The sequence below is a fragment of the Stenotrophomonas sp. 05L413 genome, assembly GCF_056397945.1.
The window spans coordinates 175,725-191,235 of sequence record NZ_JBFTOL010000001.1 but is presented as its reverse complement, the minus strand read 5'-3'; the positions used below and the strand labels follow the sequence as shown (position 1 = coordinate 191,235).

The 15,511-nt window shown below is 68.4% G+C and carries 14 protein-coding genes; 6 read left to right on the top strand and 8 right to left on the bottom strand.

Annotated elements, in window-relative coordinates; all coding sequences use genetic code 11:
- Positions 1-250: 250 nt before the first annotated feature.
- The 4 genes from hutU to hutI are packed head-to-tail and all read right to left on the bottom strand — an operon-like array spanning position 251 to position 5,509.
- Positions 251-1,918 (bottom strand): urocanate hydratase, encoded by a 1,668-nt coding sequence (gene hutU, locus AC1DIQ_RS00885; protein WP_461770034.1) that lies wholly within the window; start codon positions 1,916-1,918, stop codon positions 251-253.
- The gene (hutG, locus tag AC1DIQ_RS00880) at positions 1,915-2,748 is read right to left on the bottom strand and encodes an N-formylglutamate deformylase (protein WP_478049285.1); all 834 of its coding nucleotides are present in this window, start codon (positions 2,746-2,748) and stop codon (positions 1,915-1,917) included. The genes hutU and hutG overlap by 4 nt, the downstream gene beginning before the upstream one ends.
- On the bottom strand, positions 2,745-4,286 hold the full coding sequence (gene hutH, locus AC1DIQ_RS00875; RefSeq protein ID WP_478049284.1) for a histidine ammonia-lyase: 1,542 nt from the start codon (positions 4,284-4,286) through the stop codon (positions 2,745-2,747). The genes hutG and hutH overlap by 4 nt, the downstream gene beginning before the upstream one ends.
- Positions 4,287-4,309: 23 nt before the next feature.
- A complete protein-coding gene (gene hutI, locus AC1DIQ_RS00870) occupies positions 4,310-5,509 on the bottom strand; it encodes an imidazolonepropionase (protein WP_478049283.1) in 1,200 nt (399 codons plus the stop codon).
- Between the two features lie 63 nt (positions 5,510-5,572).
- On the opposite strand from hutI, the gene AC1DIQ_RS00865 reads away from it, so the two are divergent.
- Together AC1DIQ_RS00865 and hutC are read left to right on the top strand one after the other, a co-directional pair.
- Positions 5,573-6,949 carry a formimidoylglutamate deiminase gene (locus AC1DIQ_RS00865; RefSeq protein ID WP_478049282.1) on the top strand — a complete coding sequence of 459 codons (1,377 nt, stop codon included), beginning with the start codon at positions 5,573-5,575 and terminating at the stop codon, positions 6,947-6,949.
- A gap of 27 nt (positions 6,950-6,976) precedes the next feature.
- A complete protein-coding gene (hutC, locus tag AC1DIQ_RS00860; protein WP_121037759.1) occupies positions 6,977-7,705 on the top strand; it encodes a histidine utilization repressor in 729 nt (242 codons plus the stop codon).
- 3 nt (positions 7,706-7,708) lie between these two features.
- Here hutC and AC1DIQ_RS00855 read toward each other — a convergent pair whose 3' ends face one another.
- From AC1DIQ_RS00855 to AC1DIQ_RS00845, 3 genes are all read right to left on the bottom strand, one after another.
- Positions 7,709-8,722, bottom strand: coding sequence for a restriction endonuclease (locus AC1DIQ_RS00855; protein ID WP_478049281.1), 1,014 nt, complete (start codon positions 8,720-8,722; stop codon positions 7,709-7,711).
- A gap of 272 nt (positions 8,723-8,994) precedes the next feature.
- A complete protein-coding gene (locus AC1DIQ_RS00850; protein ID WP_019184310.1) occupies positions 8,995-9,489 on the bottom strand; it encodes a phasin family protein in 495 nt (164 codons plus the stop codon).
- Between the two features lie 98 nt (positions 9,490-9,587).
- Positions 9,588-9,863, bottom strand: a complete 276-nt coding sequence (locus AC1DIQ_RS00845; protein WP_478049280.1) for a polyhydroxyalkanoic acid system family protein — start codon at positions 9,861-9,863, stop codon at positions 9,588-9,590.
- A 121-nt stretch (positions 9,864-9,984) separates the two neighbouring features.
- On the opposite strand from AC1DIQ_RS00845, the gene AC1DIQ_RS00840 reads away from it, so the two are divergent.
- From AC1DIQ_RS00840 to aroA, 4 genes are all read left to right on the top strand, one after another.
- On the top strand, positions 9,985-10,785 hold the full coding sequence (locus tag AC1DIQ_RS00840) for an FHA domain-containing protein (RefSeq protein ID WP_121037751.1): 801 nt from the start codon (positions 9,985-9,987) through the stop codon (positions 10,783-10,785).
- A gap of 136 nt (positions 10,786-10,921) precedes the next feature.
- Positions 10,922-12,007, top strand: coding sequence for a 3-phosphoserine/phosphohydroxythreonine transaminase (serC, locus tag AC1DIQ_RS00835; RefSeq protein WP_121037748.1), 1,086 nt, complete (start codon positions 10,922-10,924; stop codon positions 12,005-12,007).
- Positions 12,008-12,058: 51 nt separating this feature from the next.
- Positions 12,059-13,255, top strand: a complete 1,197-nt coding sequence (gene pheA, locus AC1DIQ_RS00830) for a prephenate dehydratase (protein ID WP_102787963.1) — start codon at positions 12,059-12,061, stop codon at positions 13,253-13,255.
- Positions 13,256-13,371: 116 nt separating this feature from the next.
- A complete protein-coding gene (gene aroA, locus AC1DIQ_RS00825) occupies positions 13,372-14,685 on the top strand; it encodes a 3-phosphoshikimate 1-carboxyvinyltransferase (RefSeq protein ID WP_478049279.1) in 1,314 nt (437 codons plus the stop codon).
- A 149-nt stretch (positions 14,686-14,834) separates the two neighbouring features.
- On the opposite strand, the gene AC1DIQ_RS00820 is transcribed toward aroA, so the two are convergent.
- The gene (locus tag AC1DIQ_RS00820) at positions 14,835-15,413 is read right to left on the bottom strand and encodes an energy transducer TonB (RefSeq protein WP_478049278.1); all 579 of its coding nucleotides are present in this window, start codon (positions 15,411-15,413) and stop codon (positions 14,835-14,837) included.
- Between the last annotated feature and the right edge of the window lie 98 nt (positions 15,414-15,511).

The following is a 15,511-nucleotide window of genomic DNA, read 5'->3' as shown; positions in this document are numbered from 1 at the left end:
GCAAGTTAACAGGATGTTGCGGGTTCGTCACCCTTGTGGGGCGTATGGGTGACGAACGCCGACGGCGGGATGTCCGTAGTGCCGGCCGCTGGCCGGCTCGCCAGGATCTACGCGATCCCGTCGCGTGAGAACCATCATTGCGTTGTTGCCGGCCAGCGGCCGGCACTACGTGTTATTTCGGTGGCTGCCGGCCAGCGGCCGGCACTACCTTGAGGTGTGGGCCGCGGCCGTGAGCCGGGGCCTACCCGCATCAGCCCAGAATCCCAGGCAGATCCAGCCCCTTTTCCTTCGCGCAGTCCACCGCGATCTCATAGCCCGCGTCGGCATGCCGCATCACGCCCGTGGCCGGGTCGTTCCACAACACGCGGGCGATGCGCTTGGCCGCCGCCTCGGTGCCATCGCAGACGATGACCATGCCCGAATGCTGCGAGAAGCCCATGCCGACGCCGCCGCCATGGTGCAGCGAGACCCAGGTGGCGCCACTGGCGGTGTTGAGCAGGGCGTTGAGCAGCGGCCAGTCGGAGACGGCATCCGAGCCGTCCTGCATGGCCTCGGTTTCGCGGTTGGGTGAGGCGACACTGCCCGAATCCAGGTGATCGCGGCCGATCACCACCGGTGCCTTCAGCTCGCCATTGGCGACCATCTCGTTGAAGGCAAGGCCCAGTCGATCACGATCGCCCAGGCCGACCCAGCAGATGCGCGCGGGCAGGCCCTGGAACTTGATCTTCTCGGCGGCCATGTCGAGCCAGCGGTGCAGGTGCGGGTTGTCCGGGATCAGCTCCTTGACCTTCGCATCGGTCTTGGCGATGTCTTCCGGATCGCCGCTCAGCGCGGCCCAGCGGAACGGGCCGATGCCGCGGCAGAACAGCGGGCGGATGTAGGCGGGCACGAAGCCGGGGAAGTCGAACGCATCTTCCACGCCTTCTTCCAGCGCCATCTGGCGCAGGTTGTTGCCGTAATCCACGGTCGGTACGCCGAGCGAGTGGAAGCCGAGCATGGCGCGGATGTGGTTGGCCATCGATTCGCGCGCGGCGGCTTCCACTTCCTTCGGCGCGGAGACTCGCTTGGCGTCCCATTCTTCCACCGTCCAGCCTTGCGGCAGGTAACCGTTGACCGGGTCGTGCGCGGAGGTCTGGTCGGTCAGCAGGTCCGGCTTCACGCCGCGGATCAGCAGCTCGTCCAGCACGTCGGCGACGTTGCCGAGCAGGCCGACCGAGAGCGGCTTCTTGGCAGTGCACGACTCTTCGATGAGGCGCAGCGCTTCGTCGAGGTCGTCAGTCCAGGTGTCCAGATAGCCGGTGCGCAGGCGCATCTCGATGCTGCTCTTGCGGCATTCCACCGCCAGGCACGAGGCGCCGGCCATCACCGCAGCCAGCGGCTGCGCGCCACCCATGCCGCCCAGCCCACCGGTGAACAGCCACTTGCCGGCCAGGCTGCCGTTGTAGTGCTGGCGGCCCATCTCCACGAAGGTCTCGTAAGTGCCCTGCACGATGCCCTGGGCGCCGATGTAGATCCAGCTGCCGGCTGTCATCTGGCCGTACATGGCCAGGCCCTTCTTATCGAGCTCGTTGAAGTGGTCCCAGTTGGCCCAGCGCGGCACCAGGTTGGAGTTGGCGATCAGCACGCGCGGGGCATCCACATGGGTGCGGAACACGCCGACCGGCTTGCCCGACTGCACCAGCAGGGTCTGGTCATCTTCGAGCCGCTGCAGGGTCTCGATGATCTTGTCGTAGCTCTCCCAGTCGCGCGCGGCGCGGCCGATGCCGCCGTAGACCACCAGCTCCTGCGGGCGCTCGGCCACGTCCGGGTGCAGGTTGTTCATCAGCATGCGCAGCGGGGCTTCGGTCAGCCAGCTCTTGCAGGTCAGCGTGGTGCCGGTCGGGGCGAGGATGGTGCGGGTGGAATCGAGACGGGTCATGCAGCACTCCGGGACGTAGCGAAGTCGAGACAGGCATCGAGCACCTGCTGCAGCGTGGCGCGCAGCGGGGCGGCGTGATCGGGATCCAATGGCGTGGGCCAGCTGTGCTCATCCACGGCCTCGGGCTCGTGCATGTAGCCGCGGCAGGCCAGCTCCATCTGCAGCGTGTGCACGCCGCCGGGGATGTCGCTGTAATGGCGGGTGATGTAGCCGCCCTTGAAGCGGCCGTTGCGCACATGGCTCATGCCGCTCATCGCGCACAGATTGTCGACCACGTCGGTCAACGCGTTGTCGCAGGTGGTATCGCCGTTGGTGCCGAGGTTGAACTGTGGCAGCTGGCCATCGAACAGGTGCGGGATGTGCGAGCGGATCGAGTGCGCGTCGTACACCACCACGGTGCCGTGCAGGGCACGCAGTCGCGCGATCTCCGCCGCGAGGGCGGCGTGGTAAGGCGCGAACCAGGTATCGCGGCGGCGCGCGATCTCCGCCTCGTCCGGGCCGTGGCCATCGCGGTACAGCGGCTGGTTGTCGAAGGTGGTCAGCGGGCACAGGCCGGTGGTGTTCTGGCCCGGGTACAGCGAGGTGCCGCTGGGGTCGCGGTTGACGTCGATGACCGAGCGCGACACCGCGGTGCGCACCGTGGTGGCGCCCATCTGCTGCGCGAAGGCGTACAGCTCATGCACCCACCAGTCTGCGTCGCGGCGGGCCAGCCACGGCGAGACGAACTGCGCGGCCAGTGCATCGGGCAGCTCGGTGCCGGTGTGCGGGAAGCTGACGATCAACGGCACATCGCCGCGGTGGATCTGCAGCCAATCCGGTTGGGAAGTCATGCCAGCGGCTCCAGCGGCGGCAGGATGTCGTCCAGCCCCTCGGCCAGTACACCACTGCGCACCAGGTCGGTGGCGGCCACCATGTCCGGGTGGAAGTAACGGTCGTCTTCCAGCGTCGGCACCTGCGCGCGCAGGCGCTGGCGCACGGCTTCCAGTGCATCGCTGGAGCGCAGCGGGGCATGGAAATCGCAGCCCTGTGCAGCGGCCAGCAGCTCGATGCCGATCACATTGGCGGCGTTCTCGGCCATCGCCATCAGGCGGCGCGCACCGTGTGCGGCCATCGAGACGTGGTCTTCCTGGTTGGCCGAGGTCGGAATCGAGTCGACGCTGGCCGGGTAGGCGCGCTGCTTGTTCTCCGAGACCAGCGCCGCGGCGGTGACCTGCGGAATCATGAAGCCGGAATTCAAGCCGGGCTTCGGGGTGAGGAAGGCGGGCAGGCCGGACAGGGCCGGGTCGACCAGCATCGCGGTGCGGCGCTCGCTGATCGAGCCGATCTCGCACACGGCCATCGCCAGCATGTCCGCCGCGAAAGCGACCGGCTCGGCGTGGAAGTTGCCACCGCTCAGCGCCTCGTTGGTATCGGTGAATACCAGCGGATTGTCGGACACACCGTTGGCTTCGATCGCCAGCGTGGTGGCGGCCTGGCGCATCACATCGAACGCGGCGCCCATCACCTGCGGCTGGCAGCGCAGGCAGTACGGGTCCTGCACGCGCACGTCGTTGTCGCGGTGCGATTCGCGGATCGCCGAGCCCTGCATCAGGGCACGCAGCGCGGCGGCGGTGGCGATCTGTCCGCGCTGGCCGCGGATGCTGTGGATGCGCGGGTCGAACGGGGTGTCCGAACCCTTGGCCGCTTCCACCGAGAGCGCGCCGGTGACCAACGCCGCGCGGAACACGGTGTCGATCGCGAACAGACCGGCCAGTGCATAGGCGGTGGAGTACTGGGTGCCGTTGAGCAGGGCCAGGCCTTCCTTCGCGCCCAGCACCAGCGGGGCCAGGCCGACCTTGGCCAGCGCCTCGGCCGCCGGCAGGCGCTCGCCCGCCACGAAGGCTTCGCCGACGCCGATCATCACGCTCGCCAAGTGCGAGAGCGGGGCCAGATCGCCGGAGGCGCCGACCGAGCCTTGGCACGGAATCACCGGAATGAAGTCGTGCTGCAGGAAGGCTTCCAGCAGGGCCAGCGTCTGCGGGCGGATACCGGAGGCGCCCTGCGCCAGGCTGGCCAGCTTCAACGCCATCATCAGGCGCACCACGGGGGCCGGCATGGGCTCGCCGACGCCGGCGGCATGCGAGAGCACGATATTGCGCTGCAGGGTTTCCAGATCGTCGCGCTCGATGCGCACGCTGGCCAACTTGCCGAAGCCGGTATTGATGCCATACACCGGCGCGCCCTTGGCGACGATGTCGGCCACGGTCTGCGCACTGCGCAGCACGGCCGCGGCCGAGGCCGGGTCCAGCCGCACCCGCGCGCCGTCATGGATCGCGCGCCATTGCGCCAACGTGACGGCGCCGGGGTGCAGGGTCAGGGTAGTGCTCATGAAATCTCCAGACATCACTAGATTCAGACGGGCTGGCCGCGCATCACGCGGCCGTGCAGGGGGTTGAAACCCATGCGGTAGACGAGGTCGGCAGGCGCCTCGATGTCCCACAGGGCGAGGTTGCAGTCCAGGCCGACGGCGAGCCGGCCGATCCGGTCCTGCCGACCCAGTGCGCGTGCCGCTTCACGGGTGAAGCCGGCGATGCACTCCGCCACGGTCATGCGGAACAGGGTGGCGGCCATGTTCATCGCCAGCAGCGGGCTGGTCAGCGGCGAGGTACCGGGGTTGGAATCGGTGGCCAGCGCCAGCGGTACGCCGGCGGCGCGCAGTGCGGCGATCGGGGGCAGGGTGGTATCGCGGGTGAAATAGAACGCGCCCGGCAGCAGCACGGCCACGGTACCGGCGCTGCGCATGGCGTCGATGCCGTCGGCGTCGAGGTGTTCGATATGGTCGGCCGACAGTGCGCCGTGACGTGCCGCCAGGGCAGCACCGTGCTGGTTGCTGAGCTGCTCGGCGTGGATCTTGATCGCCAGCCCGTGTTGCTGCGCGGCGAGGAAGACCTGCTCGGCCTGCGCGGCGCTGAAGGCGATGTTCTCGCAGAACACGTCGACCGCCTCGGCCAGCCCGGCCGCCGCAACGGCCGGAATCATGACGTTGCAGACCTCGTCGATGTACTCCTGCGCCTGTCGGCCGGGCGGGATCGCATGCGCGCCGAGGAAGGTCGGCACGATCTCGACCGCGCGCTGGCGGCCCAGTTCGCGCGCGACGGTCAGCTGCTTGGTCTCATCGGCCAGGGTCAGCCCGTAACCGGATTTGATCTCGAGCGTGGTGATGCCTTCGGCCAGCATGGCGTCCAGCCGCGGCAGGCTGGCGGCCAGCAGGTCGGCCTCGCTGGCCGCGCGGGTGGCGCGCACGGTGGAGACGATGCCGCCGCCGGCGCGGGCGATGTCGGCATAGCTCACGCCCTGCAGGCGCTGTTCGAACTCGCCAGCGCGGTTGCCGGCATAGACCAGGTGGGTGTGGCAGTCGATCAGGCCGGGGCTGATCCAGCGCCCGGCGCAGTCGATACGCTGCAACGGCTGCAGGTGATCGGCAGAACCGGCAGCACCGACATGCACGATGCGCCCATCGGTCGCGGCGATGACGCCGTCCTCGATCACGCCCAGGCCCGGGCCGTCGACGGTGATCAGGTTGGCGTGGTACCAGAGGGTGTCACAGTGCATGGCAGCAACCACATCGGTGTATATGTCTATACAATATAGACGCCTCTTCCGGGATGTCCAGTGATGCCAGCCACCCCCGCACCGATCCTTCGTTTCCACGCTGCCCGCGCGCTGCTGCCGCACGGCTGGGCGCGCGATGTGCGCATCCTCAGCCAGGGTGGCACGCTCCTCGAGGTGACCGAAGGTGTGTCGGCCGAGCCGGGCGATACCGCGCTGGCGATCGCGGTGCCGGGCCTGGGCAACCTGCACAGCCACGCCTTCCAGCGCGGGATGGCCGGGCTGACCGAGATCGGCGGCAACAGCGGCGACAGCTTCTGGAGCTGGCGCGAGCTGATGTACCGCTTCCTGGCGCATCTGCAGCCCGAGGCGATGCAGGCGATCGCGGAGCAGGCCTATGTGGAGATGCTGGAATCGGGCTTCACCCGGGTCGGCGAGTTCCATTATCTGCACCATGGCCCGGACGGCGCGCCGTATGCCAACCGTGCCGAAATGGCCGAGCGCATCGCCGCCGCCGCCCGCTCCAGCGGGATCGGCCTGACCCTGCTGCCGGTGTTCTACGCGCATGCCGATTTCGGTGGCGCCGCGCCGAATCCGGCCCAGCGCCGTTTGATCCACGACGTGGACGGCTTTGCCGCGCTGCTGCAGGGCTGCACGCGCGCGCTGCAGGACCAGGACGATGCGGTGCTCGGCTTTGCCCCGCACAGCCTGCGCGCGGTGACCGGCGAGGAACTGGCGGCGTTGCTGCCGCTCAACACCGGGCCCGTCCACATCCACATCGCCGAGCAGACCCGCGAGGTTGATGCCTGCGTCGCCTGGAGCGGCATGCGGCCGGTGCAGTGGCTGTACGAACACGCGCCGGTGGATGCGCGCTGGTGCCTGGTGCATGCCACCCACATCACCGAGGCGGAGATGCAGCAGGTCGTCGCGAGTCGTGCGGTGGCCGGGCTGTGCCCGATCACCGAGGCGAACCTGGGCGATGGTCTGTTCCCGATGCAGGCCTTCGCGCGTGCCGGCGGCCGGTTCGGCGTGGGCTCGGACTCCAACGTGCTGATCGACGCCGCCGAAGAGCTGCGCCTGCTCGAGTACGGCCAGCGCCTGCAGCTGCGCGGGCGCAATGTGCTGGCCCCGGGCGATGGGCAGTCCACCGGCCGCTGGCTGTACGAACAGTCGTTGAACGGTGCTGCGCAGGCCCTGGGCGTGACCACCGGACTGCAGGCAGGCGCACCGGCCGACATCGTCGAACTCGATCCGGACCACCCGGCGCTGATCGCCCGCGACGGTGATGCCTTGCTTGACAGCTGGGTGTTCGCCGCACGTAATGGCGCCGTGCGATCGGTGTGGCGCCAAGGGCGCCAGTGGGTCCGTGAGGGTCGCCACCCGCAACGCGAGGCGGTGGCCGCACGGTTCGCCGCGGCACTTCGACCGTTGTTGAGGGTCTGATCCGGCCCTCCCATGCAGGAATCCAGAGTGACGGGCAAGAAAGCAGCAACCCTCAATCAGCGCATCCGTGCTGATCTGGAAAGCCGCATCCTCAGTGGACAGTGGGCGCCTGGCTTCCGCATCCCCTACGAACACGAACTGATGGAGCAGTACGGCTGCTCGCGGATGACCGTGAACAAGGTGCTGACCGCGCTGGCCGAGAGCGGCATGATCGAGCGCCGCCGCCGTGCGGGCTCGTTCGTCGCGCGCCAGCCGCCGCACCTGGAACAGGTGGCGCTGGAGATTCCTGATATCGCGATGGCGGTGGAAGCGCGCGGGCACGTCTATGCCTACCAGCTGCTGGAGCGTGCCTACCGGCGCCCGCGCGAGCAGGTGGCCGAAGAAACCACCTTGGCCGGCGGCGAGAAGCTGCTGGCGATCCGCTGCCTGCATCTGGCCGATGGCCGGCCGCTGGCGCTGGAGCACCGCCTGATCAGCCCGGTCGGCGTGCCGGAGGTGCTGGAGGTGGATTTCGAGACGACCGCGCCAGGCAGCTGGCTGCTGCAGAACGTCTCCTGGACGCGCGCGCAGCACCGGATCAGTGCCTGGGGCGCGGATGAGGCGGCCGCGACGCTGCTGCAGGTCAAACCCGGCACGGCGTGCCTGGTGATCGACCGCCTCACCTGGCGCGGCGAGCAACCGATCACCTGCGTGCGGCAGATGTTCCTGGGCGATGCCTACGATCTGGTCGCCCGGTTCTCGCCGGGCGCGCGCTGAGCCCTACAGCGTGGTGCACTGCCGCCAGCGGACCGGCTCATCCACGCCGGGGCGCGGGTTGAGCTGGATGCGCACCGTGCGCAGCGCCGGGTAGCGGGTCACTTCCTCGCAGATCAGCGGCCAGATCGTGTCGATCTCGCCGGTGCGGTTGATCGCCAGCGTCTGCCGGGTCAGCCAGATGCCACTGGCCACGCCGGAGCGGCTGGCCACGTTGCGTGACAGCTCCTGCTGGTAGCGGTCCAGCGTGGCGTCGTCCGGGTTCGCTTCCATTGCAGGCGGAGCGGCGTCGGCCGCGCCGCCAGCGGCCTGAGGGGCTGCCGGGGCAGGCGTCGCAGCAGTGGGCTGGGTGCCGGCCGGCGCGGGTGCTTTCGCTGCAGCCGGCGCGGCCGCCGCGGTTTCATCGTCGGCCCACTCCTTTTCCAGCCCGGCGGTCAGCGAGCCCAGCCCGACCATCAGGCCCAACGTCGCCGCGCCCAGTGCCGCGATCGAGATACGGCGGAGGGCTTCGCCACGGGCACCGGCCTCGACCCGGGCCTCCATGTCGCCCGGCAGGTAGGGCTTCAGCAACGGCCACAGCAGCGGGCCATCGAGGACCTCGACGCTCTGTTTCTCCGCGGCGATGCGTCCATCGCGCTCCACCTTGCCCTCGGTGATCAGGATGCCGCCACGGGCACCGGCCAGGCGCGCGGCGGCACCCAGTTCGTTCACGGCCGCCGTGCCGATCCGGTAGGCGCGGCCATGCTTGCAGGAGAGCAGCCAGCGCTGCGGACCGGCGTGCATCAGGAAATCGCTGCGCGGCTCCCGGCTGTCTGCGGTCTCGTCCGGTACATCCTGCAGCCCGCGCTGCTCGTGCATCGCGCGCCGGACGATCAGGGAAAACTCGCGCCAGTGCATGCCGGCCAAGGCATTCAGGCCGAGCTGAGTCTCCTTGCGCTTCCGTTTGATCAGCCAGAAGTAGGCCGTGGCCAGGAACCAGACGATGAGGGCCAACAGCAGGGCCAGAATCCAGGAGAGCATGCAGGGGGATATGAACAGGGAAGTGCGATAGACAGTTTATATGCGCCTTTGCACGTCTGCGGCGCGTCGTTGTCGGCGCGGTTCGCATCCGGCGGTCACGTCGGTGACGGCCGTCTCACTTTGCGGGGCCTTGCGCTAGCAGCGCCCACAAAAAACCCGCCAATCCAGAGCCGTGAGGGGAGGGAACAAACGGCGGTGGAAGCGATTGGCGGGTCGATTTCGATTGTCAACAAAGTCGTGCTGCTTTGCAACAATCGACGCAGCGGGTCAGTTCAGGCGTCGGAGGTCGGCGATTGGTGCGTGCCCGGCGATGGATCGGCCGACGGCGAGGCGTTGCGGGCCTCGGCACGGTTGACCCGGGTGTTGAGCGCGTCGATCCGGGCATTGAGCGCGGCGACATCCTCGGCGGTGGGGATGTGCAGACGCTTGAGCACGCCTTGGACCCGGTCATCGAAGGCCTTCTCGACCTTGTCCCAAGTGCCGCTGGCCTTTTCGCGGGCCTCGCCGAGGTGTTCCTCGACATTGTCCCGCCAGCGCGGCGTATCGCCCGTCTGCTCGCGGTTGCGGGCCTCGATGTTCTCGCCTTCCTTGACCAGGTTGTCGAAGACACGGCTGCCTTCGGCCTGCGCACGCCCGAAGGCGCCCAGACCGGCCAGCCAGATCTGCTGGGCCGAATCGGTCAGCTTGCGCGAGAAGCGCTCGGCCTGATCCTGCAGCGAGGGCTTCTCGCCGGGGATGCGATCGTCGAAGTCGTTGGGTGAATTCATGGGGCGATCCCTTGGGTGGACACCCTTGGATCGTATGCATCGCCGGCTTCAAGCGATGTGATGGCCGGCGCCAGTGCAGCGCCGGGCCGGGCGTCGGTTCAGCCGAGCTTTTCCTGCAGCACGCGCTGGATCTCGCTTTCCACCATGCCCTTCATGGCCGAGAGCAGGAAGCCGAGTTTGGCGGTGACCTGCACCTGGCCGGGCTGCAGCGCGATCGCGCCATCCACACCGGAGCCGTTGAAGTTCAGCACGTCGCCGACCCAGTTCGATTGCAGGCCGAAACGCTCGGACAGTTTGGCGGCGACTTCTTCGATGGCTTTGCGCGCATTTTCGGCGGGCAGGGCGTGGGCGTGACGGATATCGATGGTGGACATACAGCCTCCTGGCGGACAACGGCGCGGATTTGGGCGTGCATTGTGCGCATCCTCAGGCACAACTCCAAGGTCTGCGTCACACTTCTTCTTCCCTGACATTCAACCTGCTAGGCTGCGCCGCGTGCAGAACCTGCTAGTTCACTTTACTCACCGCCAACATCCTGACCAGCCCCTGCGGCCCGGGGTGCAGCGCATCGTGCGTCATGCATCGGGCACCGTCCGGCTTGGCGATGACACCCCCGGCACCTTGCTGCTGGCCCAGTTCTGCCTGGATGACCGCGGCCTGTGGCTGCAGGTCGCCAACGGCATCCGCGGCATTCACGTCAACGGCCGCCCGGTGCGCCGGATGGCGCTGCTGCGCGCCGGCGACGCCGTCTACGCCGACGGCGTGGAGATGGTGGTGCAGGGCGATTGCGAAGCGGTCGCGCACGCGCCGCCACGCAGCGATGAGGGCGGCGACGACCAGCGCCTGTTGCGTGGGGTCGGCGGCCAGCACCACGGGCGCAGCTTCACGCTGGACCGGCCGCGCGTGATCGGCCGCGGACCCGAGGCGGACATCGTGATCGATGACCCCGCCTTCGCCGAGCAGCACGCCCGCCTGGAGCAGCACGGCGAGCGTCTGCTGCTGCGCGACCTGGGCGCGGGTGAGTCCACGCGGGTCAATGGCGTCACCGTTCGCCATTGCTGGCTGCAGCCGGGTGACCAGCTGGTCTTCGATGCCCAGCACCGTTTCGTGCTCGAAGTCCCGCACGACGGCCGCAAGCGCATCGTGATCGAAGAAGAGGACGACGGCTTCGACGCACGCCAGCGCCCGGAACCGGTGGCTGCGCCCAAACGGGTCAGCCGCTGGCCGTGGCTGTTGGCCAGTGCGTTGCTGCTGGCCGCAGCGCTGAGCGGGCTGCTCTGGTTCGGGGCGAGGTAGTGCCGGCCGCTGGCCGGCAACCAGGCACGTCTCGCGTGGGCCATTAGATTCGTTTGCAACCAAATTCGCCTTGTGCTGCAAGGCCTAAAGGCTGGTGCGCTGCGGCATACTAGGGGTCTTGCCCCATAGGTGTGACATGACGCGCGCGTTCAATTTCAGTGCCGGCCCTGCAACGTTGCCGGAATCGGTCCTGCGCCAGGCGCAGGAAGAGATGTTGGAGTGGAACGGCGCGGGCGCCTCCATTGTCGAAATGAGCCACCGCGGCCCGGAGTTCATGGCCGTCGCCGCCCAGGCCGAGGCCGATCTGCGTCGCCTGATCGGCATCCCGGACGACTACGCGGTGCTGTTTCTGGCCGGTGGCGCGACCACCCAGCAGGCCCTGCTCGCGCTCAACTTCGCCCAGCCCGGCCAGACCGTGGATTACGTGCTCACCGGGCACTGGGGCAAGACCGCGATCAAGCAGGTCAGCCCTTACGTCACGGTCAACGTCGCCGCGAGCAGCGAAGCCAACGGCTTCCACGACATCCCGGCGCGCGCCAGCTGGCAGCTTTCCGATGACGCGGCCTACGTGCACATCACCGCCAACGAAACCATCCACGGGGTGGAGTTCCGTGACACCCCGGACGTGGGTGAGGTGCCGCTGTTCGCCGATTTCAGCTCGTCGATCGCCAGCGAGCCGCTGGATGTCAGCCGGTACGGGCTGATCTATGCCGGCGCGCAGAAGAACCTCGGCCCGGTCGGCGTGTCGGTGGTGATCGTGCGCCGCGACCTGCTTGAGCGCAGCGGCCAGCCGCGTGCGGACATCTTCGATTACCGCTCGCACGTTGCGCGCGATTCCATGCTCAACACCCCGCCCACCTGGAACTGGTACCTGGCCGGGCTGGTGTTCCAGTGGATGCTGGCCGAAGGCGGCGTGGAAGCATTCGCCCGCCGCAACGCGGTCAAGTCGGGCCTGATCTATGAGGCGATCGACCAGTCCGGCGGCTTCTACCGCAATGAGGTCGTTGCGGCCGCACGCTCGCGCATGAACATCCCGTTCTTCCTGCCCGACGAGGCGCTCAACGCGCGTTTCGTCAGTGAATCCAAAGCCGCCGGCCTGCTGGCGCTGAAGGGCCACAAGGCGGTCGGCGGCATCCGCGCCTCGCTGTACAACGCCATGCCGGTGGAGGGCGCGCAGGCGCTGGCCGCCTTCATGCGCGATTTCCAGCAGCGCAACGGCTGACGCATTCGTTTTTCCCGGGACGCCCGCCGCCCCACTGCAATTGGAACCCAGATGGCCACCAAACCCGCCAAGCCCAAGGCTGCCAAGCCAGCGCCGACCCCGCCCAAGGCGGCTGCTCCCGCGAAGAAGGCCAAGGCCGCCAAGCGCGACGCCGCGCCGGCCGTTGCCGCGCCCGTGCTGTCGGACGTGCGCGCCAAGATCGACCATATCGACCGCAGCATCCAGGCGCTCATCGCCGAGCGCGCCAACTTCGCCCACCAGGTCGGCAAGGCCAAGGGCAAGCTTGCTGCCGCGGTGGATTACTACCGCCCCGAGCGCGAAGCGCAGGTGCTGCGCATGGTGGTGGACCGCAACGAGGGCCCGCTCAGCGATGAAGTGCTGGTCCACGTCTACCGCGAAATCATGTCGGCCTGCCTGGCCCAGCAGGAGCCGCTGAAGATCGGCTACCTCGGCCCGGAAGGTACCTTCAGCCAGCAGGCCGTGCTCAAGCACTTCGGCCGCTCGGCGCTGGGCCTACCACTGGCCAGCATCGAAGAAGTGTTCCAGGAAGTGGAAGCGGGTAACGCCGATTTCGGCGTGGTGCCGGTGGAGAACTCGGGGCAGGGCACCATCCAGATCACCCTGGACATGTTCCTGACCTCCAACCTGAAGATCTGCGGCGAAGTGGAACTGCGCGTGCAGCAGTACCTGATGTCGCGCAGTGGCCGGCTGGAGGATGTCGAGCGCGTCTACGGCCATCCGCAGTCGTTCATGCAGACATCCTCGTGGCTGCGCGCCAACCTGCCCAAGGCCGAGAAGATTCCGGTCTCCAGCAATGCCGAAGGCGCGCGCCGCGCCCGCAATGCCGATGATGCCGCCGCGATTGGTGGCGAGAGCGCCGGGCATGTGTACGGCCTGAAGAAGGTGGTGACCAAGCCGATCCAGAACGACGCGGACAACACCACGCGCTTCCTGGTCATCGGCCGCAACATCTTCCCGACCTCCGGCCACGACCGCACCTCGGTGCTGGTGTTCATCCACGACAAGCCCGGTGCGCTGTTCGATGTGCTCAGCCCGTTCGCGCGGCATGGCATCAGCATGAACCGGATCGAGTCGCGCCCCTCGCACAACGCCAAGTGGGAGTACGGCTTCTTCATCGATCTGGCCGGCCATGTCGACGACGAGGCGATGCAGGCGGCCCTGGCCGAACTGAAAGCCCACTCGGCGCAGATCAAGATCCTCGGCTCCTATCCGGTCGCCGTGCCCTGATCCGACCGGCGTAGCCGCCTCGCGCGCTGCGCCCGGCCCGGCGCCCGTAGGGGCGCTGCGGCCCCTCCCGCACACCGTTGCATCGCCGCCGCGGCGGCCCGCCCCTAGGATTTCCGATGACCGCATCTCCGTACTGGATCGCCCACAAGGGCCAGCCCCTGCAGGGCAGCCTGACCATTCCCGGCGACAAGTCCGTCTCGCACCGCTCGGTGATGTTTGCCGCGCTGGCCGATGGCGTGTCGCGTATCGATGGCTTCCTGGAAGGCGAAGACACCCGCGCCACCGCGGCGATCTTTTCGCAGATGGGCGTGCGCATCGACACCCCGTCGCCCTCGCAGCGCATCGTGCACGGCGTCGGCGTGGATGGACTGAAGGCACCGAGCGCACCGCTGGATTGCGGCAATGCCGGCACCGGCATGCGTCTGCTGGCCGGGCTGCTGGCTGCACAGCCGTTTGACTCGGTGACGGTCGGGGATGAATCGCTGTCGCGCCGCCCGATGCGCCGCGTGACCGGCCCGCTGGCCGAGATGGGCGCGAAGATCGATACCGAGGCCGATGGCACCCCGCCACTGCGTGTGCACGGCGGGCAGGCGCTGCACGGCATCGCGTTCGCCTCGCCGGTCGCCAGCGCGCAGGTCAAATCCGCCGTGCTGCTGGCCGGTCTGTACGCCGATGGCGAAACCTCCGTCACCGAGCCGCACCCGACCCGCGATTACAGCGAACGCATGCTGCGCGCGTTCGGCGTGGATATCGAGTTCTCCCCGGGCAAGGCACGCCTGCGTGGCGGCCAGCGGCTGCGCCCGACCGATATCGTGGTGCCGGCCGATTTCTCCTCGGCGGCGTTCTTCCTGGTGGCGGCGAGCGTCATCCCGGGTTCCGAACTGCGCCTGCGTGCGGTGGGCCTCAACCCGCGCCGTACCGGGCTGCTGGCGGCGCTGCGCCTGATGGGCGCGGACATCACCGAAGAAAACCATGCCGAGCAGGGTGGGGAAGCGGTGGCCGATCTGGTGGTGCGCTACGCACCGCTGCACGGTGCCGAGATTCCCGAAGCGCTGGTGCCGGACATGATCGATGAGTTCCCGGCGTTGTTCGTCGCGGCGGCAGCGGCGCAGGGCAACACGGTGGTGCGCGGTGCGGCCGAACTGCGGGTCAAGGAATCGGACCGCCTGGCCGCGATGGCAACCGGCCTGCGTACCCTGGGCGTGCGGGTCGATGAAACCGATGACGGCGCGACGATCCATGGCGGCGCCGTGCTTGGCAGCGGCACCATCGAGAGCCACGGCGATCACCGCATCGCAATGGCCTTCGCGATTGCCGGCCAGCTCAGCAGTGGCGAGGTGCGCGTCAATGACATCGCCAACGTGGCGACGTCCTTCCCGGACTTCGATGGCCTGGCGACGGGCGCCGGCTTCGGGCTTCGCGCCGCTTGAGGTAGCGCCCGGCTCTGTCCGGCGGCTGCGTCGAGACCTGGGTGGTTGCCGGGCAGCGCCCGGCACTACCTGTCGCCTTGCGTCGATACGCGGGACGAAAAAAGGGAGGCCAATGGCCTCCCTTTTCGTTTCCGCCTCAGCGCCTCCGTTTAGCGCTCGGTGCGGAAATCCACCGGCACGCGCACCACGCTGGCCACGGGACGGCCGTTGTGCATCGCCGGCTCGAACTTCCAGTCGCGCACGGTGGTCAGTACCGCTCGATCCAGATCGCGATCACGCGTGCCACTACGCTGCACGATATTCGCCTCGGTCACCTGGCCGCGGGTATCCACGTTGAGGCTGGCCACCACACTGCCCTGCACGCCGCTGCGCAGGGCAGTGCGCGGGTAAGCCGGCTTGGCGTTGCTTGCCAGCGGACGGGCCTCGCGGTTTCGCACGGCCGGCGTCGCCTTGCGCTGCTCGGCCGCCGGTGCGGCCTGGCGCGCAGCAGGTGCCGGCGTGGTGGCCACGGGTGCAGTTTCGGTGGCGGGCAACATGCGCTGGCCCACCGGCGCGTCGTTCGTATCGCCCGGGGTGGCATACCGCAGCCACACCAGCGCGGCGGCGAACATCGCCACGATCAACGCCACCCACAACCAGGGGGAGGTGCGGCGATGGTGGGGCTCATCGATCACGTCGCGCTGATGCTGCGGCGAATGGGGCATGTCCGGGGCATGGGTAACACTCATGGCTGACTCCTGGTGTCGATGTGACACCCGCAGTCTTGCCCGGACACGGTTGTGGATGTGTCAGCGCAACGTCAACGCGACGACTGCATTCCCATCGA

What these genes read in the sequence shown, in the direction of transcription:
- AC1DIQ_RS00865 (WP_478049282.1), top strand. Translation starts at nt 5,573, where the DNA reads ATGCCAGCCACCCCCGCACCGATCCTTCGTTTCCACGCTGCCCGCGCG.
- AC1DIQ_RS00845 (WP_478049280.1), bottom strand. Translation starts at nt 9,863, where the DNA reads ATGTCCACCATCGATATCCGTCACGCCCACGCCCTGCCCGCCGAAAAT.
- pheA (WP_102787963.1), top strand. Translation starts at nt 12,059, where the DNA reads ATGGCCACCAAACCCGCCAAGCCCAAGGCTGCCAAGCCAGCGCCGACC.
- AC1DIQ_RS00855 (WP_478049281.1), bottom strand. Translation starts at nt 8,722, where the DNA reads ATGCTCTCCTGGATTCTGGCCCTGCTGTTGGCCCTCATCGTCTGGTTC.
- hutI (WP_478049283.1), bottom strand. Translation starts at nt 5,509, where the DNA reads ATGCACTGTGACACCCTCTGGTACCACGCCAACCTGATCACCGTCGAC.
- AC1DIQ_RS00820 (WP_478049278.1), bottom strand. Translation starts at nt 15,413, where the DNA reads ATGAGTGTTACCCATGCCCCGGACATGCCCCATTCGCCGCAGCATCAG.
- hutG (WP_478049285.1), bottom strand. Translation starts at nt 2,748, where the DNA reads ATGACTTCCCAACCGGATTGGCTGCAGATCCACCGCGGCGATGTGCCG.
- AC1DIQ_RS00850 (WP_019184310.1), bottom strand. Translation starts at nt 9,489, where the DNA reads ATGAATTCACCCAACGACTTCGACGATCGCATCCCCGGCGAGAAGCCC.
- hutH (WP_478049284.1), bottom strand. Translation starts at nt 4,286, where the DNA reads ATGAGCACTACCCTGACCCTGCACCCCGGCGCCGTCACGTTGGCGCAA.
- aroA (WP_478049279.1), top strand. Translation starts at nt 13,372, where the DNA reads ATGACCGCATCTCCGTACTGGATCGCCCACAAGGGCCAGCCCCTGCAG.
- hutU (WP_461770034.1), bottom strand. Translation starts at nt 1,918, where the DNA reads ATGACCCGTCTCGATTCCACCCGCACCATCCTCGCCCCGACCGGCACC.
- serC (WP_121037748.1), top strand. Translation starts at nt 10,922, where the DNA reads ATGACGCGCGCGTTCAATTTCAGTGCCGGCCCTGCAACGTTGCCGGAA.